The organism is Streptomyces sp. NPDC048506 (assembly GCF_040651315.1).
In the GTDB taxonomy this organism is placed as follows: domain Bacteria; phylum Actinomycetota; class Actinomycetes; order Streptomycetales; family Streptomycetaceae; genus Streptomyces.
This window is the reverse complement of sequence record NZ_JBEZIX010000017.1, coordinates 91,697-114,476: the sequence shown is the minus strand read 5'-3', so window position 1 is coordinate 114,476 and position 22,780 is coordinate 91,697. Positions and strand designations below refer to the sequence as shown.

The following is a 22,780-nucleotide window of genomic DNA, read 5'->3' as shown; positions in this document are numbered from 1 at the left end:
TCCTCAGCGCAACTTGGGGTCGAGGGCGTCGCGCACCGCGTCGCCGAGCATGATGAACGCCAGCACCGTGATGCTCAGCGCGCCCGCCGGCCACAGCAGCATGTGGGGGGCGCTGCGGATGTAGGCGGAGGCCGTGGAGATGTCGATGCCCCAGGAGACCGTGGGCGGCTTCAGGCCGGCGCCCAGGTAGGACAGGGTGGCCTCCAGCGCGATGTACGTACCGAGCGCGATGGTGGCGACGACGATGACCGGGGCGACGGCGTTGGGGGCGATGTGCCGCAGCAGCAGCCGGCCGTTGCCGGCGCCCAGGGCCCGCGCGGCCTGGACGTAGTCGTTCTGTTTGGCGGTGACGACCGAGCCGCGGGCGATCCGGGAGATCTGCGGCCAGCCGAGCAGCACGATGAAGCCGACCACCGGCCAGACCGTGGTGCTGGTGACGACGGAGAGGAAGACCAGGCCGCCGAGGATCACCGGGATGCCGAAGAAGATGTCGGCGAGCCGGGAGAGCAGGGTGTCCGACCAGTTGCCGAAGAAGCCGGCCCATCCGCCGAGCAGACTGCCGAGCAGCGCCGCCCCGGCCGTGGCGCAGACGCCGACGGTGATGGAGGCGCGGGCTCCGTAGACCACCCGGGTGTAGACGTCCCGGCCCTGGGTGTCGAAGCCGAAGGGGTGGCCTGGCTGGGAGCCCTGCTGCGCCTTGGCCAGGTCGGCGCGGTACGGGTTGCCGGTGGCGATCAGCTGCGGCCAGATCGCGATGACCACCAGGAAGACGATGACCAGCGCGGAGAGCACGAAGACCGGGTTGCGCCGCAGATCGTGCCAGGCGTCGCTCCACAGGCTGCGCGGTTTGCCGAGCGGCACGCCGGCCGGCGGTACACCGCCGGGTGGTGCCGCACCGGGCGCCCGCTCCAGCGACTCCGCCTCGCCGATGGCCAGCGCGGCGGTACCGCCGTCGCCGTGGCCGATGGCTTCCTTGGGGACATAGGAATCAGGCATAGCGGATCCTCGGGTCGAGGACGGCGTACAGCAGGTCGACGAGCAGGTTCGCGAGCAGGAAGACCAGCACCAGGATGGTCACGAAGCCGACCACGGTCGGCGAATTCTGCCGGAGGATGCCCTGGTAGAGCTGGTATCCGACGCCATGGATGTTGAAGATGCGCTCGGTGACGATCGCGCCGCCCATCAGGGCGCCGATGTCGGTACCGATGAAGGTGACCACCGGGATCAGCGAATTGCGCAGCAGGTGGCGGCTGATGACACGGCGTCGGGGCAGGCCCTTGGCGACGGCCGTGCGGACGTAGTCGGCGCGGGCGTTCTCGGCGATCGAGGTACGGGTCAACCGGGTCACATACGCCAGCGAGACCAGCGCCAACACCAGGCCCGGCAGCAGGAGTTCGTTGAGCGGCGCCTCCGGGGCGACGGACGGCGCGGCCCACCCCCACCGCACACCGAACACGAACTGCAACAGATAGCCGCTGACGAACGTCGGGATGGACACCACGACGAGGGAGAGGATCAGCACCGTGGTGTCGATGTCCCGGCCGCGCCGGAGTCCGCTGAACACGCCCAGCACGACGCCCACCACCATCTCGATGGCGACGGCGACGATCGTGAGCCGGAGCGTGACCGGGAAGGCGGACGCCATCAGTTCGGTGACGGACTGGCCGTTGAACGCGGTGCCGAAGTCCCCTCGGAAGATCTGCCCCATGTAGTGCAGGTACTGCTTCCACAGCGGCTGGTCGAGGTAGAGGTCGCGGCGGATCTGCGCCGCGGTGGCGGGGTCCGGTGCCCGGTCGCCGAACATCGCGGAGACGGGGTCGCCCAGCGCGTACACCATGAAGAAGATCAGAAAGGTGCTGCCGATGAACACCGGGGCCATCTGTAGCAGCCGCCGGACCACATACCGCCCCATGGGCCTCCAACCTCCTTCGCGCTCGGCTCAGTTGACCTTGATCGCGTTGTAGACGGGCACGCCGAACACATTCAGCGACACATTGCCGATCCGCTCGGAGTAGCCGCCGCTGCCGTTCTGGTACCAGAGCGGAATGGCCGGCATCTGCTGGGCGAGGATCCGCTCGGCGTCCTGGAACGACCTGACGGCCGCCTTGGTGTCCGTCGCCGCGTTGGCCTGGTTCACCAACCGGTCGAAGCCGGCGTTGCTGAACTTTCCGTCGTTGGACGAGCCGTTGGTGTAGTACAGCGGCTGGAGGAAGTTCTGGATCAGCGGGTAGTCCATCTGCCAGCCGGCACGGAACGGCCCGGTCATCGTCTGGGCCGCGATCTTGTTGCGGAAGTCGGCGAAGGTGCCGACCGGGTCGCCCACGCAGGCCTTGTCGTTCCCCAGCGTCCTGTTGATGCTGTTGCAGATCGCGTCGATCCAGTCCTTGTGCGAGCCGGTGTCCGCGTTGTACGTGATCGCCATCCGCCCGCCGGGCAGCCCACCGCCCTCCTTGATCAGCCGTCGGGCCTGGGCCGCGTCGAACACACAGGCGTCCCCGCAGAGGCCCGCCAGATATCCGCCGGACGCCCCCAGCACCGGCGAGGTCCAGTCCGTCGCTGGCGTCCGCGTCTTCTGGAAGATCTCCTGAGTGATCTGCTCGCGGTCGATCGCCATCGAGATTCCGCGCCGGACCTTCTCCGTTCCCGGCCGCGACCACTGCTTGTCGTAGAAGGGGAAGGTGATGGTCTGGATGATCCCCGCCGGCTGGTTGAGGTACCGCCCGCCCAGATCGGTCTTCACATGCTTCAGCTGGGACGCCGGCACGTCGTCCACCAGATCGAGGTTCCCGGCCTGGAGATCCGTGTAGGCGGTGTTGTTGTCCGTGTAGACCCGGAGATCGATCCCCCCGTTGTGCGCCGGATCCTTCCCCGGGTACTTCGCCCACTTCCGCAACCGCAGCACGGACCCCTTGTCGTACGAGTCCACGAGGTACGGCCCGTTCCCGACGGGCCGGGACAGCCAACCGGCATGGTCCGTGTAGAACGCCCGCGGCAGCGGCATGAACGCGCTGTAGCCCAGCGTGTCCGGCCAGCTGGAGAACTTCTGGTTCAGCGTGACGGTGAAGGTCCGGTCGTTCTTCACCACCAGCCCCGACAGGGTCTTCGCGGTGGGACGGCCATGAGCCGGGTGCACCCGGTCGAACCCCTCGACGTACTGGAAGAACGGCGCGTTCTTCTGCTTGTTGTCCAGCAGCGCCCCGTAGTTCCAGGCGTCCACGAACGACCGCGCCGTGACCTTCTCGCCGTTGCTGAAGGTCCACCCGGGCCGCAACGTCACGGTGAAGTGCCGGGCATCCGTCGTCTCGATCCGGTCCGCGATCACGTTCTCCGCGGCACCGGTCCTCGGGTTGTACCGCTTCAGCCCCCGGAACACCATGTCCAGGACCTTGCCGCCCTGGACCTCGTTGGTGTTCGCCGGCTCCAGCGGGTTCTGCGGATCCCCCCACGAGGCACTCACCACCCCGGAACGCCCGGCACTCCCCCCACCGCACCCCGCCACCACCAGAGCGACACCGACCGCGCACACCCCCCACCTCACGCGTGCCGCTCCACGCATGACGCCTCCTCAGATCCGGGGCCTCATCCCTCTCCACATAAGATCGCAAACCGGGGTGTACCGCATGCGATGCTGCGCTGAATGGCCCACGTTTTCGTCTGCGGCGCCGTGCTTGTTGCTCGCCGTGGCCAGGCCACGGCGCCGCAGACGACAACGTGGGGGAAGCAAAACAGGGCGCCCCCCCGCCAAGGGAGAGGCGCCCCGTGAAGAGCCGGGCCAAGCCCAGCGCAGCGCTACCGCTTGGCGCGCGACGCCGCGCGGGCACGCTCGCGGGCGTCCAGGTTGACCTTGCGGATCCGGACGGCCTCGGGGGTGACCTCGACGCACTCGTCGTCGCGGCAGAACTCCAGGGACTGCTCCAGGGAGAGCTTCCGCGGCGGAACGATCGCCTCGAACGAGTCGGCCGAGGACGACCGCATGTTGGTGAGCTTCTTCTCCTTGGTGATGTTGACGTCCATGTCGTCGGAGCGGGAGTTCTCGCCGACGATCATGCCCTCGTACACCTCGGTGCCGGGCTCGACGAAGAGCACGCCGCGCTCCTGGAGGTTGGTCATCGCGAAGGCGGTGACCGCGCCGGAGCGGTCGGCGACCAGCGAACCGTTGTTACGGGTCTGGAGCGCGCCGAACCAGGGCTCGTGGCCCTCGTGGATGGAGTGGGCGATACCGGTGCCGCGGGTGTTCGTCAGGAACTCGGTGCGGAAGCCGATCAGACCCCGGGAGGGGACGACGAACTCCATGCGGACCCAGCCGGAGCCGTGGTTGGACATGTTGTCCATCCGGCCCTTGCGAGTGCCCATCAGCTGGGTGACGGCGCCCATGTGCTCCTCGGGCACGTCGATGGTCATGCGCTCGACGGGCTCGTGCGTCTTGCCGTCGACCTCCTTGGTGACCACCTGCGGCTTGCCGATGGTCATCTCGAAGCCCTCGCGGCGCATCTGCTCGACCAGGATGGCGAGCGCCAGCTCACCGCGGCCCTGCACCTCCCAGGCGTCGGGGCGCTCGGTCTCCAGGACGCGGAGGCTGACGTTACCGATCAGCTCGCGCTCCAGGCGGTCCTTGACCTGGCGGGCGGTGACCTTGCGGTCCTTGACCGCGGACTTGGCGTCCGCGCCCTTGCCGGTGCCGCCGCGGCCGACCAGCGGGGAGGTGTTGGTGCCGATCGTCATGGAGATCGCCGGCTCGTCGACCGTGATCAGCGGCAGCGCGATCGGGTTCTCCGGGTCGGCGAGGGTCTCACCGATCATGATCTCGGGGATGCCCGCGACGGCGCAGATGTCGCCCGGGCCGGCGACCTCGGCCGGCTTGCGGGTGAGCGCCTCGGTCATCATCAGCTCACTGATGCGGACGTTCGCGACGGAGCCGTCGCGCTTGATCCAGGCGACGGTCTGGCCCTTGCGCAGCTCGCCCTGCTCGACGCGGAGCAGCGCGATACGGCCGAGGAAGTTGTCCGCGTCGAGGTTGGTGACGTGCGCCTGGAGCGGCGCGTCCTCCTCGTACGTGGGGGCCGGGACGTGCTCCAGGATCGTGGAGAAGAACGGCTCCAGGCTGGTGGAGTCGGCCGGGACCGTACCGTCCTCGGGCTTGGTCAGCGACGCGATGCCGTCACGACCGCAGGCGTAGACGATCGGGAACTCGATCTGGTCCTCGTCCGCGTCGAGGTCGAGGAAGAGGTCGTAGGTCTCGTTGACGACCTCGTCGATGCGGGAGTCCGGGCGGTCGGTCTTGTTGATGCACAGGATGACCGGCATCCGGGCCTGGAGCGCCTTGCGCAGCACGAAGCGGGTCTGCGGCAGCGGACCCTCCGAGGCGTCGACGAGGAGGACGACCGCGTCGACCATCGACAGACCACGCTCGACCTCGCCGCCGAAGTCGGCGTGGCCGGGGGTGTCGATGATGTTGATCGTGATCGGGGCCCCGCCGTCCTTGGGGTGATACTTCACCGCCGTGTTCTTGGCGAGGATCGTGATGCCCTTCTCACGCTCCAGGTCGTTGGAGTCCATGACCCGGTCGTCGACGGAGTCGAGCTGGTGCGCGGCGAAGGCGCCGGCCTGCTTGAGCATGGCGTCGACGATGGTCGTCTTGCCGTGGTCGACGTGGGCGACGATGGCGACGTTGCGAATGTCGTGGCGCGTGGGCATACTGCGGCGCTTCTCCCGGAATCGTGGATGGCGGCGCGTACGGTCTGGCACGCGCGCCCGCCGGGCATGAAGACGCCACGGCCTCACCCCATGGTACGGGGCTGGGACGACAATGGCCGCCCCAGCCCGCGTACAACACCTCTGACCTGCGGTTTCTTACCGATTGTTGGCCTCTGCTCGACCGCCGCTTCGGGTGCCGGCTACTTCGTGTAACCGATGTCCTGGAAGCGCGGCGTGGCGAAGCCGAAGGCGCCGACGTTCGCCAGCGACTTCCGGGTGGCGACCAGCTCGGGCCGCTGGTAGAGCGGGATCGACCCGGCGGCCGCCCAGATGCGGGCGTCGGCCTGCTCCACCAGCGTGCGCGCGGAGTGCTCGTCCAGTTCCGAGGCGGCCTGGTCGAAGAGCTGGTCGATGTGGTCGCTGCCGACCCGGGTGTAGTTCTGCTCCACGGTCAGCGACCCGTCGGGCGCGGGCTGCGGCTTGGCGTAGATCGGGCGGGCGTCGGTCGCCGGGTAGGCGGTACCGGGCCAGGAGTACAGCGCCAGGTCGTAGTCACCGGAAGCGATGTGGTCCTGGAAGTAGCTGGCGTCGGAGACCCGCTGGACGGAGGTCTGCACGCCGATCTCGGCGAGCATGGTGGAGATCCGCCGGCCGACGGTGCGCAGCTGCTCGGAGGCGGCGCCGTCGGGCAGCACGAAGCGCAGCGTGAGCGGCTTGCCGTGCTTCTTGACGGTGGTCTGGGCCGCCTTGCCGTCGAACGGCGGCCGGCCGGCGTGCCCGGCGGCCGCGCCCCGGGCCCGCTCGGCGGCGGCGTGCCGGGAGCCGGGGTGGCCGCCGGATCCGGGCAGGTCCGGTGCCTGTCCGGTCTCGATCCGCTCGGCCGCGCCCAGCGCCTGTGCCGCGCGCTTCTTGTACCGGTGGTACTTCGCATACGCGGCGGACTCCGTGTCGCCGTCCGCCTCCTCCTTCACCCGGGCGGCCGCGTCCTTGTAGAACGACGCGCTCTGCCGCAGCAGGGCGGCCTGCTGGACCTCTGAGCCGACCGCGCCGGTGAAGGACAGCGGGGCCTCGGCGGCGGCGGGCCGCATACCGTCGTTCCGGCCGCCCTCGGCGGGCGCGCCGGCGTGTGCGGGGACGGGGCGTCCGGGGTTGCGGCCGTCCTTGTCGTCGGCGTCGTCGGCGTCGTGGCCGTCGCCGGAGGAGTCGCCCCCGTACCGGCCGCCGTCCGGCTCGTCGCCGTCCTCGTCCCCGAAGTCGTCGACGCCGCGCCAGGCGCCCGGCGCCGGTGCGCCGGCCTTCTCCCCGGACTTCTCCCCGGCCTGCTGGTGACCGGCGTGGTCGGGCTTCCAGCCGGCGTCCGCGAGGAGCGCCTTGGCCGCCCCGGTGTCCTGCTCGCCGAGCGCGTCGCTGTGATCCTCGTAGCCGGGCTGCCCGGCCATCAGCAGATGGCTGCCGAGGGCCTTGGAGGGCAGGTCGAGCGGTTTCAGGACGGTGTCGGCCAGGGCCTGCCGGTCGATGGCGCGGGCCACCGCCCGGCGCACCCGGTCGTCGGCGAGCGGGCCGCTGCTGCCGTTGAGGGCGAGCTGGGTGTAGGCGGGCTCCAGGGCCTTGCGGATGGTGTAGTCGTGCAGGCCGGCGTGCTCCTCGGCGGCGCCCCGGGCGTCGGCGCCCCGCGGTCCCGCGTTGCCGGAGCCGGCCTTACGGGCCGGGCCGGGCGGGCCGGCGGCGGAGTCGTCGACCCGTTTCGCGGCGGTCTGGTGGACCGCGGCGACGTCGAGGGACCCGGCGGCCAGCGCCGCGCCCCGCTTGTCGGCGGGCACCGCCTCCAGCACGACCTTGGAGAGCTTGGCGGGCGCGCCCCACCACGTCGGGTTCCGTACCAGCACGACCCGGCCCCGCTCGGCGTCCCGCTTCTGGACGAGGAACGGGCCCGCGCCGACCGCGAGGTGCTCGCGCGCGCCGTCGTTGAAGGCGTTGGCGTCGCCCATCACGCTCTTGGGGTACAGCGGGGTGAACAGGGACCGCCAGTCGGCGTAGGGCCGGGCGAAGGTCACCTTCACCTCGCGCGGGCCGGCGCCCTGCTCGACCTTGCCGATCCGGTCGTAGCCGGCGTTCCGGGCCGTCCAGAAGGCGTCGTCCCTGCCGCGCAGGGCGGTCCACTGGGCGATGAAGTCCGCGGCGGTGATCGGCGTCCCGTCGCTCCACCGCGCCTTGGGATTGATCTTGTAGGTGACGACCTGCCGGGGGTCGCGGGCGCTGGTGTCCGCGGAGTCGAGGTAGTCGGCGTTGCGCTGCGGCGTGCCGTTGGCGTCGACGACGAACATGCTGGGCAGCACCGCGCCGGCGATCCGGGTGGTGGTGGCGTCGGCGTCGGCCTGGAAGGCGTTGAGGGTGGCGGGCATCGCGTCGACGGCCCAGCGCAGCGTGCCGCCGTCACGGAGTTCGCTGCGGGGCGCCGGGGCGATGTCCTGGGACGCGGCGGCGGAGGATCCCCGGTCGTCGCCGCTGCATCCGGACAGGACCGGCAGGGGGAGCAGGACGCCGGCGGCGACCAGCACGGCGATGCGGCGTCTACGGGCCGCGCGGGCGGGGTTGTCGTGGTCGGTCATGACTGTTACCTCCGGGCTCGCCCGCGTCGTGCCGCTGGCCGGTCCCTCTCCGGCGCACCACGTTCGGCCGACTTTGCGGCTCATCACATCTATGGGCCCCTACTGAAGGCGACCGTTCGACGCCCGGCCGCCCGACACGTCGGAGGCGTCACCAAGGCCACCCGCCCGGCCCAATCCGCGGCCCCTGCGGGCGGCTTCGCGCGCTCGCAGACGTACGTACATCCGCCCGGTCCCGTACCGGCGTTCGAAGTCCGGCGTCGCGCGCCGTTGCCGAAACGCACCGGTTCGAGTCGTAATCGCGCCGGACCCCTTCCCAACGCCTACTGTGACGCGCGACACTCTCGGGCGCATGAGATCGCCCACCACCTCTTCAAAAGTGAGGGCACGTTATATGTCCCTTCAGGACGAACTGACGGCGGTTGAACGCAGCCTGGACGACCTGGTCCGGTCGGTGGGCAAGCTGGAGGCGCGGCTCGGCGCCGGCCTGGACATCCGCCGGGTGCGCACGGACGCGGACCATCTGCGCGAGGACCTCGCCCTGTTGAGGCAGAGCGCGGCCGCCGGGCCGCCGGGCCGTCCTGCGGCCGGCAAGGGGCCCGACGAGATGGTGCAGATCTCCGACGCCCCCTACGACTCCAAGCTGTGGACCGACGCCGAGGACGAGGGACTCGGCTCCCGCAACGGTCACGCGCCCTAGGGAGAGCCCCTGGGGCCCTGGGGGAAACCCCTGGTGGCGGCCCCTAGGGGGTGCCCTCGCCCCACTCAGACCCCTACCCCGCTGGCGTTCTGGCCAGCCGCTTCGGTGTGGTGTTGCTGTGCACCGGTGCGGTGTTCCGGCGTGAACGCCCTTCACGGAGACCGACGTTGGCCACTGGTACCGAACCCTCATCGCCCCCGGGCGCGACCGGTGTGCACACCGCCTCGCGCGCCGCCATCCCCGCCCGTCACCTGCGGACCGACCGCTGGTGGTTGGCGCCGGCCGGCACCGCGGCCGGACTGCTCGCATTCGTCGTCTACTCGACCTGGCGGGCGTTCGCGAACACCGACTACTACCACGCCCCCTACGTCTCGCCGTTCTACTCGCCGTGTCTGGCGGAGAACTGCCACACCATGCGCGGCGGGCCCAACTGGGAGGTCTTCGGCAGCTGGTGGGGCCTGTCCCCCGCCCTGCTGATCCTGATCTTCCCGCTGGGCTTCCGGCTGACCTGCTACTACTACCGCAAGGCCTACTACCGGGGCTTCTGGGCCTCGCCGCCGGCCTGCGCGGTCGCCGAGCCGCACAAGAAGTACACCGGTGAGACCCGCTTCCCGCTGATCCTTCAGAACATCCACCGCTACTTCTTCTACTTCGCGGTGCTGGTCGCCGGCGTGCTGACCTACGACACCGCACTCACCTTCCGCGACGAGCAGTACCACTGGGGCCACATGGGCCTGGGCACCGTGGTGTTCCTCGTCAACATCGCGCTGATCTGGGCGTACACCCTCTCCTGCCACTCCTGCCGGCACATCATCGGCGGCCGGCTGCGGAACTTCTCCAAGCACCCGGTGCGCTACCGGCTGTGGGGCTGGGTCAGCAAGCTCAACGAGCGGCACATGCTGCTCGCCTGGTCCTCGCTGATCAGCGTGGCGCTGGCGGACTTCTACGTCTTCCTGCTCTCCAGCGGGGCCTTCGACGACCCCCGTTTCTTCTGACGACAGCTTCTTCTAGGAAAGGTGTGCCCTCCGATGGCGCATGTGGACCGGCAGGCATGGGACGTGGTCGTGGTGGGCGCGGGCGGCGCGGGTCTGCGCGCCGCCATCGAGGCCCGCGAGGCCGGCATGCGGACCGCCGTGATCTGCAAGTCCCTGTTCGGCAAGGCCCATACGGTGATGGCCGAGGGCGGTATCGCGGCCAGCATGGGCAACGCCAACGAGCACGACAACTGGCAGGTGCACTTCCGGGACACCATGCGCGGCGGGAAGTTCCTCAACCACTGGCGGATGGCCGAGCTGCACGCCCGTGAAGCACCGGACCGGGTATGGGAGTTGGAGACCTGGGGCGCGCTCTTCGACCGCACCCCGGACGGCCGGATCTCCCAGCGCAACTTCGGCGGCCACGAGTACCCGCGGCTCGCGCACGTCGGCGACCGCACCGGCCTGGAGCTGATCCGCACCCTCCAGCAGAAGATCGTCTCGCTCCAGCAGGAGGACGAGCGGGAGTTCGGCGCGCACGACGCCCGGCTGAAGGTCTTCCAGGAGTGCACGGTCACCCGGGTCCTCACGGCGGACGGCGCGGTCTGTGGCGCCTTCTGCTACGAGCGGGAGTCCGGGCGGTTCTTCGTGCTGGAGGCGCCGGCGGTGGTGCTGGCCACCGGCGGCATCGGCAAGTCCTTCAAGGTGACCTCGAACTCCTGGGAGTACACCGGTGACGGCCATGCGCTGGCGCTGCTGGCCGGGGCGTCGCTGATCAACATGGAGTTCGTGCAGTTCCACCCCACCGGGATGGTCTGGCCGCCGTCGGTGAAGGGCATCCTCGTCACCGAGTCGGTACGCGGCGACGGCGGGGTGCTGCGCAACAGCGACGGCCAGCGCTTCATGTTCGACTACGTCCCGGACGTCTTCAAGGAGAAGTACGCGGAGAGCGAGGCCGAGGGCGACCGCTGGTACGAGGACCCGGACAACAACCGTCGGCCACCGGAGCTGCTGCCCCGCGACGAGGTGGCCCGCGCCATCAACGCCGAGGTCAAGGCGGGCCGCGGCTCCCCGCACGGCGGGGTGTACCTGGACGTCTCCACCCGGATGCCGGCCGAAGTGATCATCCGCCGGCTGCCGTCCATGCACCACCAGTTCAAGGAGCTGGCGGACGTGGACATCACCGCCGAGCCGATGGAGGTCGGGCCGACCTGCCACTACGTGATGGGCGGGGTGGACGTGGACCCGGACACCGCGGCGGCGAACGGCGTGCCGGGCCTGTTCGCGGCCGGTGAGGTGGCCGGCGGGATGCACGGCTCCAACCGGCTGGGCGGCAACTCCCTCTCCGACCTGCTGGTCTTCGGCCGCCGGGCGGGTCTGCACGCGGCCGAGTACGCGGCGTCGCTGACCGAGCGGCCGGCGGCCGACCCGTTGCAGATCGACGCGGCGGAGGCGGAGGCGCTGCGCCCGTTCAGCGCCGAGGTGACCGCGGGCGGCGCCGGTGACGAGGGGCCGGCCGAGAATCCGTACACCCTGCACCAGGAGCTCCAGCAGGCGATGAACGACCTGGTCGGCATCATCCGCCGGGAGAGCGAGATGTACGAGGCGCTCAAACGCCTGGCGGATCTGCGGGTGCGGGCCCGGCGGGCCGGTGTCGAGGGCCACCGCCAGTACAACCCGGGCTGGCACCTCTCCCTGGACCTGCGGAACATGCTGCTGGTCAGCGAGTGCGTGGCGCGGGCGGCGCTGGAGCGGGAGGAGAGCCGGGGCGGGCACACCCGCGACGACCATCCGGCGATGGACCGCGGCTGGCGCAACATCAATCTGGTCTGCCGGCTGGCCGACCTTCAGGGCGACTCCCGGGCCGCGGACCCGGCGCTGGGACAGATCCGGCTGGCCCGCCGGGAGACCCCGCCGATCCGGCCCGACCTGCTGGAACTGTTCGAGAAGGACGAGCTGGCGAAGTATCTGACGGACGAGGAGCTGAGCCGGTGAGCGAGGCGCAGACGGCACGCGACCTGGACGGTCGGGCCACGCAGGGCAAGCAGGCCGGGGCCTACCAGGCCCGTTTCCGGGTGTGGCGGGGTGATCCGGCGTCCGGGGGCCTTGAGGACTTCACGGTGGAGGTGCACGAGGGCGAGGTGGTGCTGGACATCATCCACCGCCTCCAGGCGACCCAGGCGCCGGATCTCGCCGTGCGGTGGAACTGCAAGGCGGGCAAGTGCGGTTCGTGCAGTGCGGAGATCAACGGGCGGCCGCGGCTGATGTGCATGACCCGGATGTCGGTGTTCGACCGGGCGGAGACGATCACGGTCACACCGATGCGGGCGTTCCCGGTCATCCGGGACCTGGTCACCGATGTGTCGTTCAACTACACCAAGGCGCGGGAGATCCCGTCGTTCGTCCCGCCGGCGGAGCTGGCGCCCGGTGAGTACCGGATGCAGCAGGAGGACGTGGGCCGCTCGCAGGAGTTCCGCAAGTGCATCGAGTGCTTCCTGTGCCAGGACACCTGCCATGTGGTGCGTGACCACGAGGAGAACAAGGCGGCGTTCGCCGGTCCGCGGTTCCTGATGCGGATCGCCGAGCTGGACATGCATCCGCTGGACGCGGCGCCGGAGTCCGGGATCGACCGCAAGGCCACCGCGCAGGACGAGCACGGGCTGGGCTACTGCAACATCACCAAGTGCTGCACGGAGGTCTGCCCCGAGCACATCAAGATCACCGACAATGCGCTGATCCCGCTGAAGGAGCGCGCCGCGGACCGGAAGTACGACCCGCTGGTGTGGCTCGGGAACAAGATCCGGCGGCGCACCGAATGACCCGGTTGGCCGCCGGGTGGGGCCGTTTCAGCGGTTTCCGACATCACCTCGGTTGACCGGAAAACGCCTCGCGGCGGGCTCTCGGGGACGCGGTATAAGAACGGAATGAATTTTCCGAAACTGAGCCGGCGCAGTGTGCTCGCGGGGATCGGCAGTGTGCCGCTGACCGCCGCCGGCGTACCCGAGGGCCGCCGCGGCCGGCCCGCCGAACCGGCCCGCGGCCCGGGCGGCAGACGGACCACCCTGCTGCGCGGCGCGGACCTGGTGCTGACCATGGACCCGGCTCTCGGCGCGGGAGAGCTGGGCACGTTGGAGGACGGCGTCGACCTCCTGCTGCGCGACGGCGCCGTCGCGGCCGTCGGCCGGCGTCTGGACGCCCCGCGCGGCGCCCGGATCGTCGACGTCGGCGGCAAGATCGTCCTGCCCGGGTTCGTGGACCTGCACAACCACCTGTGGCAGTCCAGCATCCGCGGGGGCTGCTCCGACCAGGACCTCAACGGCTGGCTGGGCGGCTGCAACCGCGTCGTCCTGCCGAAGATCGACGCCCGGGACATGTACCGCTTCGTCCACCTGGCCGCCCTCGACGCCCTCCGGACGGGCGTCACCACCGTCGTCGACTGGGTGCACCCCATCCCGTACGACACCAGCGAGCGCTACGTCCGGGCGCTGGACGACGCCGGCCTGCGGTTCGTCTACGCGGCGACCCAGAGCGCCGCCGACCTCGCCCTCGTCCCCAAGGTCAAGAAGGAGCTCCTGGACCCGCTGCCGCTGGCCTCCGCGCAGGTGTCGGTGCACGCCGGGATGTCGGTCGGCAGGGAGCTCCGGCAGTTCCACGAACTCGCCCGCGACCTGGGCGTGATGCTCAACTCCCATGTGCTCGAACACCGCGACGACCGCAAGGACGACCCGATCCGCGCGTTGCGCGAGGCCGGCGCCTTCGGACCGGAACTGCTGATGAACCACGCGATCCACCTCACCGACGAGGAGATCGCGCTGACCGGCGCACACGACGTCCGGGTCGCCCACTGCCCGCTCAGCAACATGCGGCTGGCCTCCGGCATCGCGCCGCTGCCCGCACTGCACCGGCACGGTGTACGGGCCGGGCTCGGCCACGACGGCGGGACCAACGACACCTCGGACATGTTCAACCTGATGAAGGCCGCGGTCGGGTTGCAGCGGGCCCGGCACGAGGACGCCGGTATCCACCCCACCATCCCGGCCGTGCTGCGGATGGCGACCCTGGGCGGTGCGGAGTGCATCGGGATGGCGGACCGGATCGGATCGCTGACACCGGGCAAGCGCGCCGACGTCGTCGTTCTGGACCCCGGCACGCTCAACTTCGCGCCGCGCTTCGACTGGACCAGCCAGATCGTCCTCAACGGGCAGCCGCCGAACGTCAGCGAGGTGTTCGTCGACGGCCATCTGCGCGTGTCCGGCGGCGAGCTGCTGCACGTGGACACCGCGCGGGTGGTCCGCGAGGCGGAGCGGGCCGCGGCGAACGTCCGGGCGGCCTGAGCGCGCGGGACACGGGGTGGACCTCCGTGTCCCGCCCGGCGCTCAGAACAGGCTCAGCAACGCCTCCGTGGGGTCCGCCGCCGTCGACTCCCCGTCCGGCAGGGCGAGTTCGAACCAGACGGTCTTGCCGCGCGGCGTACGGCGACTGCCCCAGCCCTGACTCAGCAGGCCGACCAGCTGGAGTCCGCGGCCGCCCTCGTCGGTGTCGCGGGCGCGGCGGCGGCGCGGCTGGGCGAGGTCGGCGTCCCAGACCTCGCAGACCAGGGTGCGGTCCAGCAGCAGCCGCAACCGGATGTCGCCGTGGCCGTGCCGGAGGGCGTTGGTGACCAACTCACTGACCAGCAGCTCCGTGGTGTCGACCAGGTCCTGAAGGCCCCAGTCCGTCAGCTGGTCGCGGGCCAGCTCACGCGCCCGGGCCACCGAACGGGCCTCCGGCGCCAGGCTCCAGTCGCCCACCGCGTCCTTGGGCAGCCCGTGCACCCGCGCCATCAGCAGGGCGATGTCGTCCTCGCCGTGCGAGGTGTCCAGGGCGCTCAGGACGTGGTCGCAGGCGTCCTCCAGCTGGCGGTCGGCGGACGAGAGGGCCGCCCGGAAGGCCTGAAGCCCCTCGTCGAGGGGGTGGTCCCGGGACTCGACCAGGCCGTCGGTGTACAGCGCGAGCAGCGCACCGTCCGGCAGGTCGACCTCGATCTCCTCGAAGGGCTCGCCGCCGACGCCCAACGGCATCCCCGGCGGTACGTCGAGCAGCAGTGCGTCCTCGCCCTCCTCGACCAGCACCGGCGGCAGGTGCCCGGCGTTGGCGAAGGTGGCGCGCCGGGTCACCGGGTCGTAGACGGCGTACACGCAGGTGGCGAGGTAGACCTCGGAGAGGTCGGCGGTGCGGGCGGAGCGGCCGGGCTCCAGCGCGCCCCGGGCGGGTCCGGACCGGGTGCGGGCGGTGGACCGGCCGTCGCCGGTGCCGCCGAGCCCGCGGGCGATCTCGTCCAGCGCCGAGAGCACCTCGGCCGGTTCCAGGTCCAGCAGCGCCAGCGTCCGCACCGCGGTGCGCAGTTCGCCCATCGCCACGGCGGCGCGCAGTCCGCGGCCCATGACGTCGCCGACGACCAACGCCGTGCGGTGGCCGGGGAGTTCGATGACGTCGAACCAGTCGCCGCCGACCTCGGTGGCGGTGGTGCCGGGCAGGTAGCGGCAGGCGATGTCCAGGCCGGCCGCCTCCGGGTCGCCGGGCGGCAGCAGGCTGCGCTGGAGGATCAGGGCGCGTTCGTGCTCGCGGCGGTAGAGGCGGGCGTTGTCGATGCAGACCGCGGCGCGGGCGGCCAGCTCCACGGCGAGGGCGGTGTCGCGTTCGCCGAACGGCTCGCTGCCCTTCGTCCGGGAGAACTGCACCAGCCCGACGACGGTGTCCCGGGCGACCATCGGGACGGCCAGGGTGGAGTGCACCACGGCGCCCAGCTCCGGCCGGTCGTCGCTCTCCCGGTTCGGGATGATCTGCGCCTGGGCGGTGCGCAGGGCGCCCGCACAGGGGGAGTTGAAGGGGTAGCGGTGGACCGCGCCGACCGCGACCGGGCCCGGTGCGCCCTCGGGGACGCAGCAGGCCGCGCTGGCGAGCGGGGCGTCGGAGACGGCGCTGGCGAAGGCGACCCGGCGCAGCTCCGCGCTGCCGTCGCTCATCCCGGGCGGGGCCTCGTCGCCGGAGAGCAGGCCCTGGTACAGGTCCACCGACGCCAGGTCGCAGAACTGCGGTACGGCGACGTCCAGGAGGGTGCGGGCGGTGGTCTCCAGGTCGAGGGAGTTGCCTATGCGGGCGCCGGCCTCGTTGAGCAGCGCCAGGTTGCGGCGGGCGTTGGCGGCCTCACGTTCGGCCCGGCGCCGGCCGGTGACGTCGGCGGCGAGCGCCGCGACGCCGATGGGGCGGCCGCTGGCGCCGTGCAGCCGGTAGAGCGACACCGACCAGCGACGGCGCTCCTCCTCGCCGGGCACCGAGCCGACCAGCTGCATCTCGGTGACCGGCTCGCCGGTCTCCAGGACGCCGGCCAGGGCGGCGGTCATCCGCTCGGCCTCGGGACGGGGCAGGAAGTCGTGCGGGGTGCAGCCGCGGTACTTGCTCGCCGGGCCGCCGAAGACCGTGGCGAAGCGTTCGTTGACGCGCAGCAGCTTCAGGTCCGTGCCGAACAGGGTGAAGCCCATGGGAGATTGACCGAAAACGGCCTGCGAGGCGGCGAGGTCGGTTTCGATACCGCGCAGCGCCCGGACGTCGACGACGACGCAGACCGCGGCGCGTTCGCCCTCCTCGTCGTGCGAGGGCATCACATAGATCTCGGCGAGGCCGTCGGCCGGTCCGCCCTCTTCCCTGCGGTAGGGCACCAGGCCGGTCCACTCCCGGCCGTCGAGGATCTCGGACACCTTGCGGCGGCCGGTCTCGCGCAACTCGCTGGGGACGAAGGCCTCTACGGGGTCCTTGCCGATGGCGTAACGGGCCGGGATGCCGAGCATCTGCTCGGCCCGCTCGCTCCACTGGTCGATGCGTCCGTCGGGGCCGAGCGAGAAGGAGGCCACCCGGATGTAGTCGTAGATCGAACCGGGGCGGCTGCTCTGCCATACCGGCGAGCCGTGCAGGACGTGCGACTGCGGACGGCCACCTGGGTCACCGGGGCCGTCCGCACCCTGACCACCGGCCTGTGCGGGTTCTGCCCCGCCAGATGACATCTCGCTCACGAGCCCCGTCCCCTCCAGCTCATCGTGCCCGGACCGGACCAGCATGAGTATCCAGCACCTCGGCTATCCGGAACACGGTCTTCACGATCACAGCACAGTCTCGATCGCAGGCCATCTACGAAATGTCGATGAAATGGCAACGATCAGGACTCCACCTGTCTCCTAACCAGCCACCGACAGCTCGAACCACACTGTCTTGCCACTCTTTCCGCGCCGGGTCCCCCAACGGCGCGAACTGCACGCGACCAGCTGCAATCCGCGACCCCCCTCGTCGTCCGGGGCGGCGGCGCGCTCCTGTGGCGGGTCGGGCAGCGGATCGGAGACCTCGACGAGCAGACCGCCGGAGCTCAGCAGCACCATGCGGACGCCGATCGGCCCACTGGCATAGCGCAGGGAGTTGGTGACGAGCTCGCTGACGAGGAGCACCGCCACGTCGGCCGCGCCGTTCAGTCCCCAGTCGTCCAGGACGCGGCGGACCGCGGTGCGCGCGGTGCGTACCGCGCCGGGATCCGCCGGGAAACTCCATTCGGCGGTCGGTGAACCGGTGGCCATGCCGCGCCTGCGGACGGTGTGGGAGCCGGACTCCGGGACCCCTGCCGCTGCGCTGTCGCTCACGCCGATCACATCCCAGCCCGAGAGCATCCCCTGACGGATTGCCCGTATTGAGGGGGTCAATCAGGACATACCCGATATCGAGGCCGAAGTACCGCCTTCAACGGTGCACTGTGGCATAAATGGCGCGCGTGTGGATAGTGGGGCGAGTGCGCGAGGAGGGCGGACATCCGTGCGCGACGGAGGGGCCGGGACACGCGGGTCCCGGCCAACGGCGCACGCCCGCCCGCGCGCCCTCGCCGGCTCTGTCGACGCGCCTCGCGGAACGGGCGGAACGGCATGCCAGCCGGGCAGAGCCGCCTACGAGCCGGGCAGGCCGGCCTACGAGCCGGGTGGAACGGCCTACGAGCCGGGTGGAACGGCCTGCGGCAGCACGCCCGGCACCCCGGCCGTGGCGGCCAGCCGGCGCATCGCCTCGGCGACCGCCGGGCGGTCCTGGTCCAGCCAGTCGACCTGATCCTCCTCACCGGGCAGCAGCCAGCGCAGCTCGTCATGGTCCTGCAACGGCTTCGGCACCCCGGACACCAGCCGGGCGGACCACACCTGGAGCACAAAGCCGGGGCGCAGGACCCACTCCCCCGGGATCCGTTCCACCACCGCCGCCTCGACGCCCAGCTCCTCGCGCAGCTCGCGCTCCAGCGCCTGTTGCGGCGTCTCGTCGTCCTCCACCTTGCCGCCGGGCAACTCCCAGCGGCCGGCCAGCGCGGGCGGCGCGCTGCGCCGGGCGGCCAGCAGCCGCCCGCCGTCGCACACCGCTCCGCCGACCACTACGCGCACGGTCGTCATGCGCGGCAGCCTACGTGCCCCGCCCTCGTCCCGCTTCTCGCCCGCCGCCTCTCAGGTCGCCGCGCGGTCGACCTTCTCGACGACGTAGAGCTGCTGGTTGCCCCGTGTATCGAGCCCGTCGGCCACCCGCTCCGCCTCCGCTCGGGTGGCGTAGCGACCGACGCGATACCGGTCGCCGCCTTCGTCCTGGCGGATGACGAGCCAGGGGAGCACCGCTCCACTGTCGGTCATTGCACCCCTCCGTCTGCCGCGCAGCGCGCCGCTGCGCGCCCCTCGTCTGCTGATGCCGAAATCGCAATCCGCATATGCCCGAGCGTACGCCCGACCTTTACGCACCGGATATGGATTTACACAAAGAGATACCAAACCGGCCACTCGCGGACCCCGGCGAACCGGAATCGACCTGCGAGTGGCCGGTGGTGCCCGACGGTCTCGGGCATGTTTACGGAATGGTCCGGGGCGACGCCGGGCTGACTCAGGCCCCTACGGGCGCCTTGGCCCCTTCGGCCTCCCCTGCCGCGTCCGCCACACGGGCCTCGTCGGCAGCGTGGAGCTCGGCCTCGACCTGGACCAGCGACGGGTTGCGCCACGCACTGCGCACGCCCCAGTAGTAGAAGGCCAGCCCGATCACCACGACCAGGGCGAGGTCCCAGCCCTCCGGCAGGTAGCCCTTGCCGCCGAACTCCTTGCCGCCCATGTACGACACCGCCGCCATGACCAGCAGGTACGCCACCATCCAGGCACCGGCCTTCAGGTGCGGGAGCAGGTCGGCCCACGGCTTGCGGCCCTGGCTCAGCGGCTTGCCGATCTCGTACCAGGCCCAGACCGGCAGTCCGACGGCCATGATCAGGATGACCTTGCCGGTCAGCGGCCAACGGCCCCAGTACAGGACCAGCGAGCCGAAGACCATCGCGATCGGCGCGATGACCGGCATCGCCCGCAGCTTGACCGGGCGCGTGAGGTCCGGCGACAGCCGACGCAGCGCCATCACCGCGACCGGGCCGGTGATGTACGAGATGACCGTGGCGACCGAGACGATCTCGGCGAGCGAGCCCCAGCCGCGGAAGACCGCGAGGAAGAGGAAGGCGATCGCCAGGTTGAGCAGCAGCGCCGGGCGCGGCACGCCGGTCTTCTTGTCCACCTTGCCGAAGACGCCGGGCAGATGGCCGTTCTCCTGCACGCCGTGGATCATGCGCGAGGTGGTGGCGGCGTAGATCATGCCGGTGCCGGACGGCGAGACGAAGGCGTCCGCGTACAGCAGCAGCGCCAGCCAGTTCAGGCCCCAGGTCACCGCGAGGTCGGCGAGCGGCGAGTTGTAGCCGAGGCCGGCCCAGCCGCTGGCACCCAGCTTGTCGCCGGGGACCGCCATCAGGAACGCGACCTGGAGCGCGACGTAGATGACCAGCGCGATGATGATCGACGAGACGACGGCCTTGGGCAGCGACTTGCCGGGGTTGCGGGCCTCGGCGGCGAGGTTCAGCGGCGACTGGAAGCCGTTGTAGGCCCAGACGATGCCGGAGACCGCGACGGCGGTGAAGACCGAGCTCCAGCCGTTGGGGGTGAAGCCACCGCGGTGGGCGATGTTGGAGGTGTCGAAGTGCGCCAGCATCAGCGCGCTGGCGGTCAGCACCGGCACCACGACCTTGAACACCGTGATCGCGGTGTTGGTCTTGGCGAACAGCGAGATCGCGAACCAGTTGAGGAAGAAGTAGAAGACCAGCAGGATGCTGGCGAGACCGACGCCGGTGCCGGTCAGCTCCTTGCCGTCGTAGAGCGCATGGGCCCAGCCGTAGTCCCAGGAGCTCATGTACTGGACCGAGGCGGTGGCCTCGCCGGGGATGACCGAGACGATCGCGATCCAGTTCGCCCAGGCCGCGAGGTAGCCGGCCAGCGAGCCGTGCGAGTACTGGCCGTAGCGGACCATGCCGCCGGCCTTCGGGAACATCGCGCCGAGCTCGGAGTAGGTGAGCGCGATGGTGAGCGCCACCAGGGCGCCGATGATCCAGGCGATGATCGCGGCCGGGCCGGCGATGGCGGCGGCCCGTTCGGCTCCGAAGAGCCAGCCGGACCCGATGATCGACCCGAGACCAGTGGCGGTCAGGGCGATGGTCCCGAGGGACCGACGGTAATTCGAATGCGAACCCTGCTCCGCACCCGGTGTTTTCGTCGTGCTCACGTGCTGGTCTCCTGGTCTTCCCCCGTGCCGTGCACAAACTTCGCCATCGTAAGAGCGAATCCGAAGATCGGCTTCCCGTAGCTGGCCAAAAATCCCTCCCATTTGAGGGTGTGTGAGGTTTCCAACACCAAGATCCGGCCAACATTTAGCTAGATATCGACACAAACCAGACATCGAGCTTGAGTCCGAAAGCGACTACGGATCTCGCACGGGGCGTCGAGACGGCGCGCACGGAGAGTCGGAGCGACGGGCCCGGGACGGCGCGGGCCCGGGACGGCGGGCCGGCGGAGTCGGGGTCCGCGGTGGTGCGGCCGGGCGGCCCCACGGGCCGCCCGTTCACTTCACGGGCAGGTGGTACGCCACGCGATGGCGGTCCGCGAGCGTGATGACGTCGGCGGTCTCCACCGGCCGGCCGCCCGCGAAGTACGTCCGCGAGATGACCAGCACGGCATGCCCCGGCACCCCGCCCAGCGCCATCGCCTCCTCGGCGAGCGCGGGCCGCGCCCCGACCTCCTCGATGACGTTGTCCACCACCACGTCGATGGCCGCCATCCGCTCGACCACCCCGCGCCCCGCCAGCGGCCCCTCCTCGGGCAGCATCACCGGCGTCCGCCCGGTCACCTCCAAAGGCTCCCAGGACGTCGAGAGCATCGCCGGCTCGCCCTCCGCCCGGAAGACGTAGCGGGTCCGCATCACCCTGCCCCCCGGCGGAATGCGCAGCCGGGCGGCGACCGCCGAACTGGCCGGCTCCTGCTCGCTGTTGGACTCCCAGGTGCCGCGCACCCGCTCGTCCGTCTGCTCCTGCCGGAAGGGCGTACAGCCGCCGACCGCATGGAACCCGACCCGGGCGATCCGGCGCGGCACCGGCCGCTCGCGCACATACGTGCCCGACCCGGACCGACCCTCGACGAGCCCCTCCGCCATCAGCACCTTGCGCGCCTCCAGGGCGACGGTGTCCGAGACGCCGTACTCCTCGCGGATACGGGCCTGGGAGGGGAGGCGGGTGTGCGGCGGCAACACCCCTTCGACGATCTTCTGGCGCAGGTCGCCGGCGACGCGGAGGTACGCGGGCTGTTCACCGAAAGGCACGTGCCCCTCCCAACAGCTTGACAGTCAGCAACAGCGTGGCAACCGCGTGTTGCCATCCGCAACCTTGGGCCAGATATTCACCTGATGTGATGAACCCAGTTCAGCCACCTGGCGAGCGCGCTCAGACCCCACCGACCCCACGTCCCCCATCCCACCCGGACCCCACACTTCCCCCGCTCCCTCTCCGCCTCCCGCGCCACACCACCCCCGCGTGTCACGATCAACAGGAAGCGGCCCGCCAGAGGAACGGAAGCCAGGCCCCATGCCCGCCGAACCCCAGCTCTCCCCCATGCCCAAGGACTGGCAGCGGGCACTCGCCGTCGTCGCCCACCCCGACGACCTCGAGTACGGCGCCGCGGCCGCCATCGCCGAGTGGACCGCCGCCGGACGGGAGGTCAGCTACCTCCTGGTGACCCGCGGCGAGGCCGGTATCGACGGGCTGGCGCCGACGGAGTGCGCCGGCATCCGCGAGGCCGAACAGCGGGCCGGTGCCGCGCTCGTCGGCGTCCGCAGCGTCGCGTTCCTCGACGGCCACCACGACGGCACCATCGAGCCCGGCACCGCGCTGCGCCGCGACCTCTCCGCGGCCATCCGCCGGCACCGCCCCGAGCTGCTGATCACCCTCAACCACCACGACACCTGGGGTGGCGTGCAGTGGAACACCCCGGACCACCGGGTGGTCGGCCGCGCCGTGCTGGACGCGGCGGGCGACGCCGGCAACCGCTGGATCTTCCCCGACCTCGTCGACGTGCACGGCCTGGCCCCCTGGAACGGCGTCCGCTGGGTGGCGGTGGCCGGTTCCCCCCACCCCACCCACGCCGCCGAGGTCGGCCCCGGCATCGACCGCGCGGTCGCCTCGTTGGCGGCCCACACCACGTACATCAGGGGCCTGCGCGGCGCCGACGCGGACCCGCACGGCTACGCCCGCGCCTTCGTCGAGCAGCACCTCCGCACCGGCGGCGAACGCTACCGGGGCCGCCCGGCCACGCTCTTCCAGCTGTTTCCCCGGTAGGCAGACCCAGGGTGGGCGAACCCTGGTAGACGGACCCCGGTGGGCGGACCCCGATCGGCGGGCTCCGGTCGGCGGGCTCCGG

17 protein-coding genes are annotated in these 22,780 nt (G+C 71.0%); 6 read left to right on the top strand and 11 right to left on the bottom strand.

The window, feature by feature from the left end:
* Positions 1 to 3: 3 nt before the first annotated feature.
* The 5 genes from AB0C96_RS16395 to AB0C96_RS16375 all read right to left on the bottom strand — a co-directional run bounded on the left by AB0C96_RS16395 (position 4) and on the right by AB0C96_RS16375 (position 8,303).
* Entirely contained in the window at positions 4 to 996 is a 993-nt protein-coding gene (locus tag AB0C96_RS16395) for an ABC transporter permease (RefSeq protein ID WP_362917889.1), read from the bottom strand.
* Entirely contained in the window at positions 989 to 1,912 is a 924-nt protein-coding gene (locus AB0C96_RS16390) for an ABC transporter permease (protein ID WP_362917887.1), read from the bottom strand. The genes AB0C96_RS16395 and AB0C96_RS16390 overlap by 8 nt, the downstream gene beginning before the upstream one ends.
* A 27-nt stretch (positions 1,913 to 1,939) precedes the next feature.
* The gene (locus AB0C96_RS16385; RefSeq protein ID WP_362917885.1) at positions 1,940 to 3,556 is read right to left on the bottom strand and encodes an ABC transporter substrate-binding protein; all 1,617 of its coding nucleotides are present in this window, start codon (positions 3,554 to 3,556) and stop codon (positions 1,940 to 1,942) included.
* Between the two features lie 233 nt (positions 3,557 to 3,789).
* Positions 3,790 to 5,694 (bottom strand): translational GTPase TypA, encoded by a 1,905-nt coding sequence (gene typA, locus AB0C96_RS16380; RefSeq protein ID WP_362917883.1) that lies wholly within the window; start codon positions 5,692 to 5,694, stop codon positions 3,790 to 3,792.
* 200 nt (positions 5,695 to 5,894) lie between these two features.
* Positions 5,895 to 8,303: an ABC transporter family substrate-binding protein gene (locus AB0C96_RS16375; protein WP_362917881.1), complete on the bottom strand. Its 2,409-nt coding sequence runs from the start codon at positions 8,301 to 8,303 to the stop codon at positions 5,895 to 5,897.
* A 391-nt stretch (positions 8,304 to 8,694) separates the two neighbouring features.
* Between AB0C96_RS16375 and AB0C96_RS16370 the strand changes: the two genes are divergently transcribed.
* The 5 genes from AB0C96_RS16370 (at position 8,695) to AB0C96_RS16350 (ending at position 14,308) form a co-directional block, all read left to right on the top strand.
* Positions 8,695 to 9,000, top strand: coding sequence for a hypothetical protein (locus AB0C96_RS16370; protein WP_362917879.1), 306 nt, complete (start codon positions 8,695 to 8,697; stop codon positions 8,998 to 9,000).
* 167 nt (positions 9,001 to 9,167) lie between these two features.
* Entirely contained in the window at positions 9,168 to 9,995 is an 828-nt protein-coding gene (locus AB0C96_RS16365; protein ID WP_362917877.1) for a hypothetical protein, read from the top strand.
* 33 nt (positions 9,996 to 10,028) lie between these two features.
* Positions 10,029 to 11,969, top strand: a complete 1,941-nt coding sequence (locus tag AB0C96_RS16360; protein WP_362917875.1) for a fumarate reductase/succinate dehydrogenase flavoprotein subunit — start codon at positions 10,029 to 10,031, stop codon at positions 11,967 to 11,969.
* A 23-nt stretch (positions 11,970 to 11,992) separates the two neighbouring features.
* Positions 11,993 to 12,793 (top strand): succinate dehydrogenase/fumarate reductase iron-sulfur subunit, encoded by an 801-nt coding sequence (locus tag AB0C96_RS16355; protein ID WP_362917987.1) that lies wholly within the window; start codon positions 11,993 to 11,995, stop codon positions 12,791 to 12,793.
* A 105-nt stretch (positions 12,794 to 12,898) separates the two neighbouring features.
* Positions 12,899 to 14,308, top strand: coding sequence for an amidohydrolase family protein (locus AB0C96_RS16350; protein ID WP_362917874.1), 1,410 nt, complete (start codon positions 12,899 to 12,901; stop codon positions 14,306 to 14,308).
* A 42-nt stretch (positions 14,309 to 14,350) separates the two neighbouring features.
* On the opposite strand, the gene AB0C96_RS16345 is transcribed toward AB0C96_RS16350, so the two are convergent.
* The 6 genes from AB0C96_RS16345 to AB0C96_RS16320 all read right to left on the bottom strand — a co-directional run bounded on the left by AB0C96_RS16345 (position 14,351) and on the right by AB0C96_RS16320 (position 21,686).
* On the bottom strand, positions 14,351 to 17,014 hold the full coding sequence (locus AB0C96_RS16345) for a SpoIIE family protein phosphatase (RefSeq protein ID WP_362917985.1): 2,664 nt from the start codon (positions 17,012 to 17,014) through the stop codon (positions 14,351 to 14,353).
* 171 nt (positions 17,015 to 17,185) lie between these two features.
* Complete coding sequence (locus AB0C96_RS16340; protein ID WP_362917983.1) at positions 17,186 to 17,575, bottom strand: ATP-binding protein; 390 nt, start codon at positions 17,573 to 17,575, stop codon at positions 17,186 to 17,188.
* A 402-nt stretch (positions 17,576 to 17,977) separates the two neighbouring features.
* Positions 17,978 to 18,421, bottom strand: a complete 444-nt coding sequence (locus tag AB0C96_RS16335; protein WP_362917872.1) for a (deoxy)nucleoside triphosphate pyrophosphohydrolase — start codon at positions 18,419 to 18,421, stop codon at positions 17,978 to 17,980.
* A gap of 51 nt (positions 18,422 to 18,472) precedes the next feature.
* Positions 18,473 to 18,652 carry an SPOR domain-containing protein gene (locus AB0C96_RS16330; protein WP_362917870.1) on the bottom strand — a complete coding sequence of 60 codons (180 nt, stop codon included), beginning with the start codon at positions 18,650 to 18,652 and terminating at the stop codon, positions 18,473 to 18,475.
* A gap of 244 nt (positions 18,653 to 18,896) precedes the next feature.
* Positions 18,897 to 20,597 (bottom strand): APC family permease, encoded by a 1,701-nt coding sequence (locus tag AB0C96_RS16325; RefSeq protein ID WP_362917868.1) that lies wholly within the window; start codon positions 20,595 to 20,597, stop codon positions 18,897 to 18,899.
* 336 nt (positions 20,598 to 20,933) lie between these two features.
* Positions 20,934 to 21,686, bottom strand: a complete 753-nt coding sequence (locus AB0C96_RS16320; protein ID WP_362917866.1) for a GntR family transcriptional regulator — start codon at positions 21,684 to 21,686, stop codon at positions 20,934 to 20,936.
* 262 nt (positions 21,687 to 21,948) lie between these two features.
* On the opposite strand from AB0C96_RS16320, the gene AB0C96_RS16315 reads away from it, so the two are divergent.
* Positions 21,949 to 22,698 carry a PIG-L deacetylase family protein gene (locus AB0C96_RS16315; protein WP_362917865.1) on the top strand — a complete coding sequence of 250 codons (750 nt, stop codon included), beginning with the start codon at positions 21,949 to 21,951 and terminating at the stop codon, positions 22,696 to 22,698.
* Positions 22,699 to 22,780 lie beyond the last annotated feature (82 nt).

Coding starts and splice junctions, on each gene's coding strand:
- AB0C96_RS16395 (WP_362917889.1), bottom strand. CDS start 996: ATGCCTGATTCCTATGTCCCCAAGGAAGCCATCGGCCACGGCGACGGC.
- AB0C96_RS16390 (WP_362917887.1), bottom strand. CDS start 1,912: ATGGGGCGGTATGTGGTCCGGCGGCTGCTACAGATGGCCCCGGTGTTC.
- AB0C96_RS16385 (WP_362917885.1), bottom strand. CDS start 3,556: ATGCGTGGAGCGGCACGCGTGAGGTGGGGGGTGTGCGCGGTCGGTGTC.
- typA (WP_362917883.1), bottom strand. CDS start 5,694: ATGCCCACGCGCCACGACATTCGCAACGTCGCCATCGTCGCCCACGTC.
- AB0C96_RS16375 (WP_362917881.1), bottom strand. CDS start 8,303: ATGACCGACCACGACAACCCCGCCCGCGCGGCCCGTAGACGCCGCATC.
- AB0C96_RS16370 (WP_362917879.1), top strand. CDS start 8,695: ATGTCCCTTCAGGACGAACTGACGGCGGTTGAACGCAGCCTGGACGAC.
- AB0C96_RS16360 (WP_362917875.1), top strand. CDS start 10,029: ATGGCGCATGTGGACCGGCAGGCATGGGACGTGGTCGTGGTGGGCGCG.
- AB0C96_RS16350 (WP_362917874.1), top strand. CDS start 12,899: ATGAATTTTCCGAAACTGAGCCGGCGCAGTGTGCTCGCGGGGATCGGC.
- AB0C96_RS16345 (WP_362917985.1), bottom strand. CDS start 17,014: ATGTCATCTGGCGGGGCAGAACCCGCACAGGCCGGTGGTCAGGGTGCG.
- AB0C96_RS16340 (WP_362917983.1), bottom strand. CDS start 17,575: ATGGCCACCGGTTCACCGACCGCCGAATGGAGTTTCCCGGCGGATCCC.
- AB0C96_RS16335 (WP_362917872.1), bottom strand. CDS start 18,421: ATGACGACCGTGCGCGTAGTGGTCGGCGGAGCGGTGTGCGACGGCGGG.
- AB0C96_RS16330 (WP_362917870.1), bottom strand. CDS start 18,652: ATGACCGACAGTGGAGCGGTGCTCCCCTGGCTCGTCATCCGCCAGGAC.
- AB0C96_RS16315 (WP_362917865.1), top strand. CDS start 21,949: ATGCCCGCCGAACCCCAGCTCTCCCCCATGCCCAAGGACTGGCAGCGG.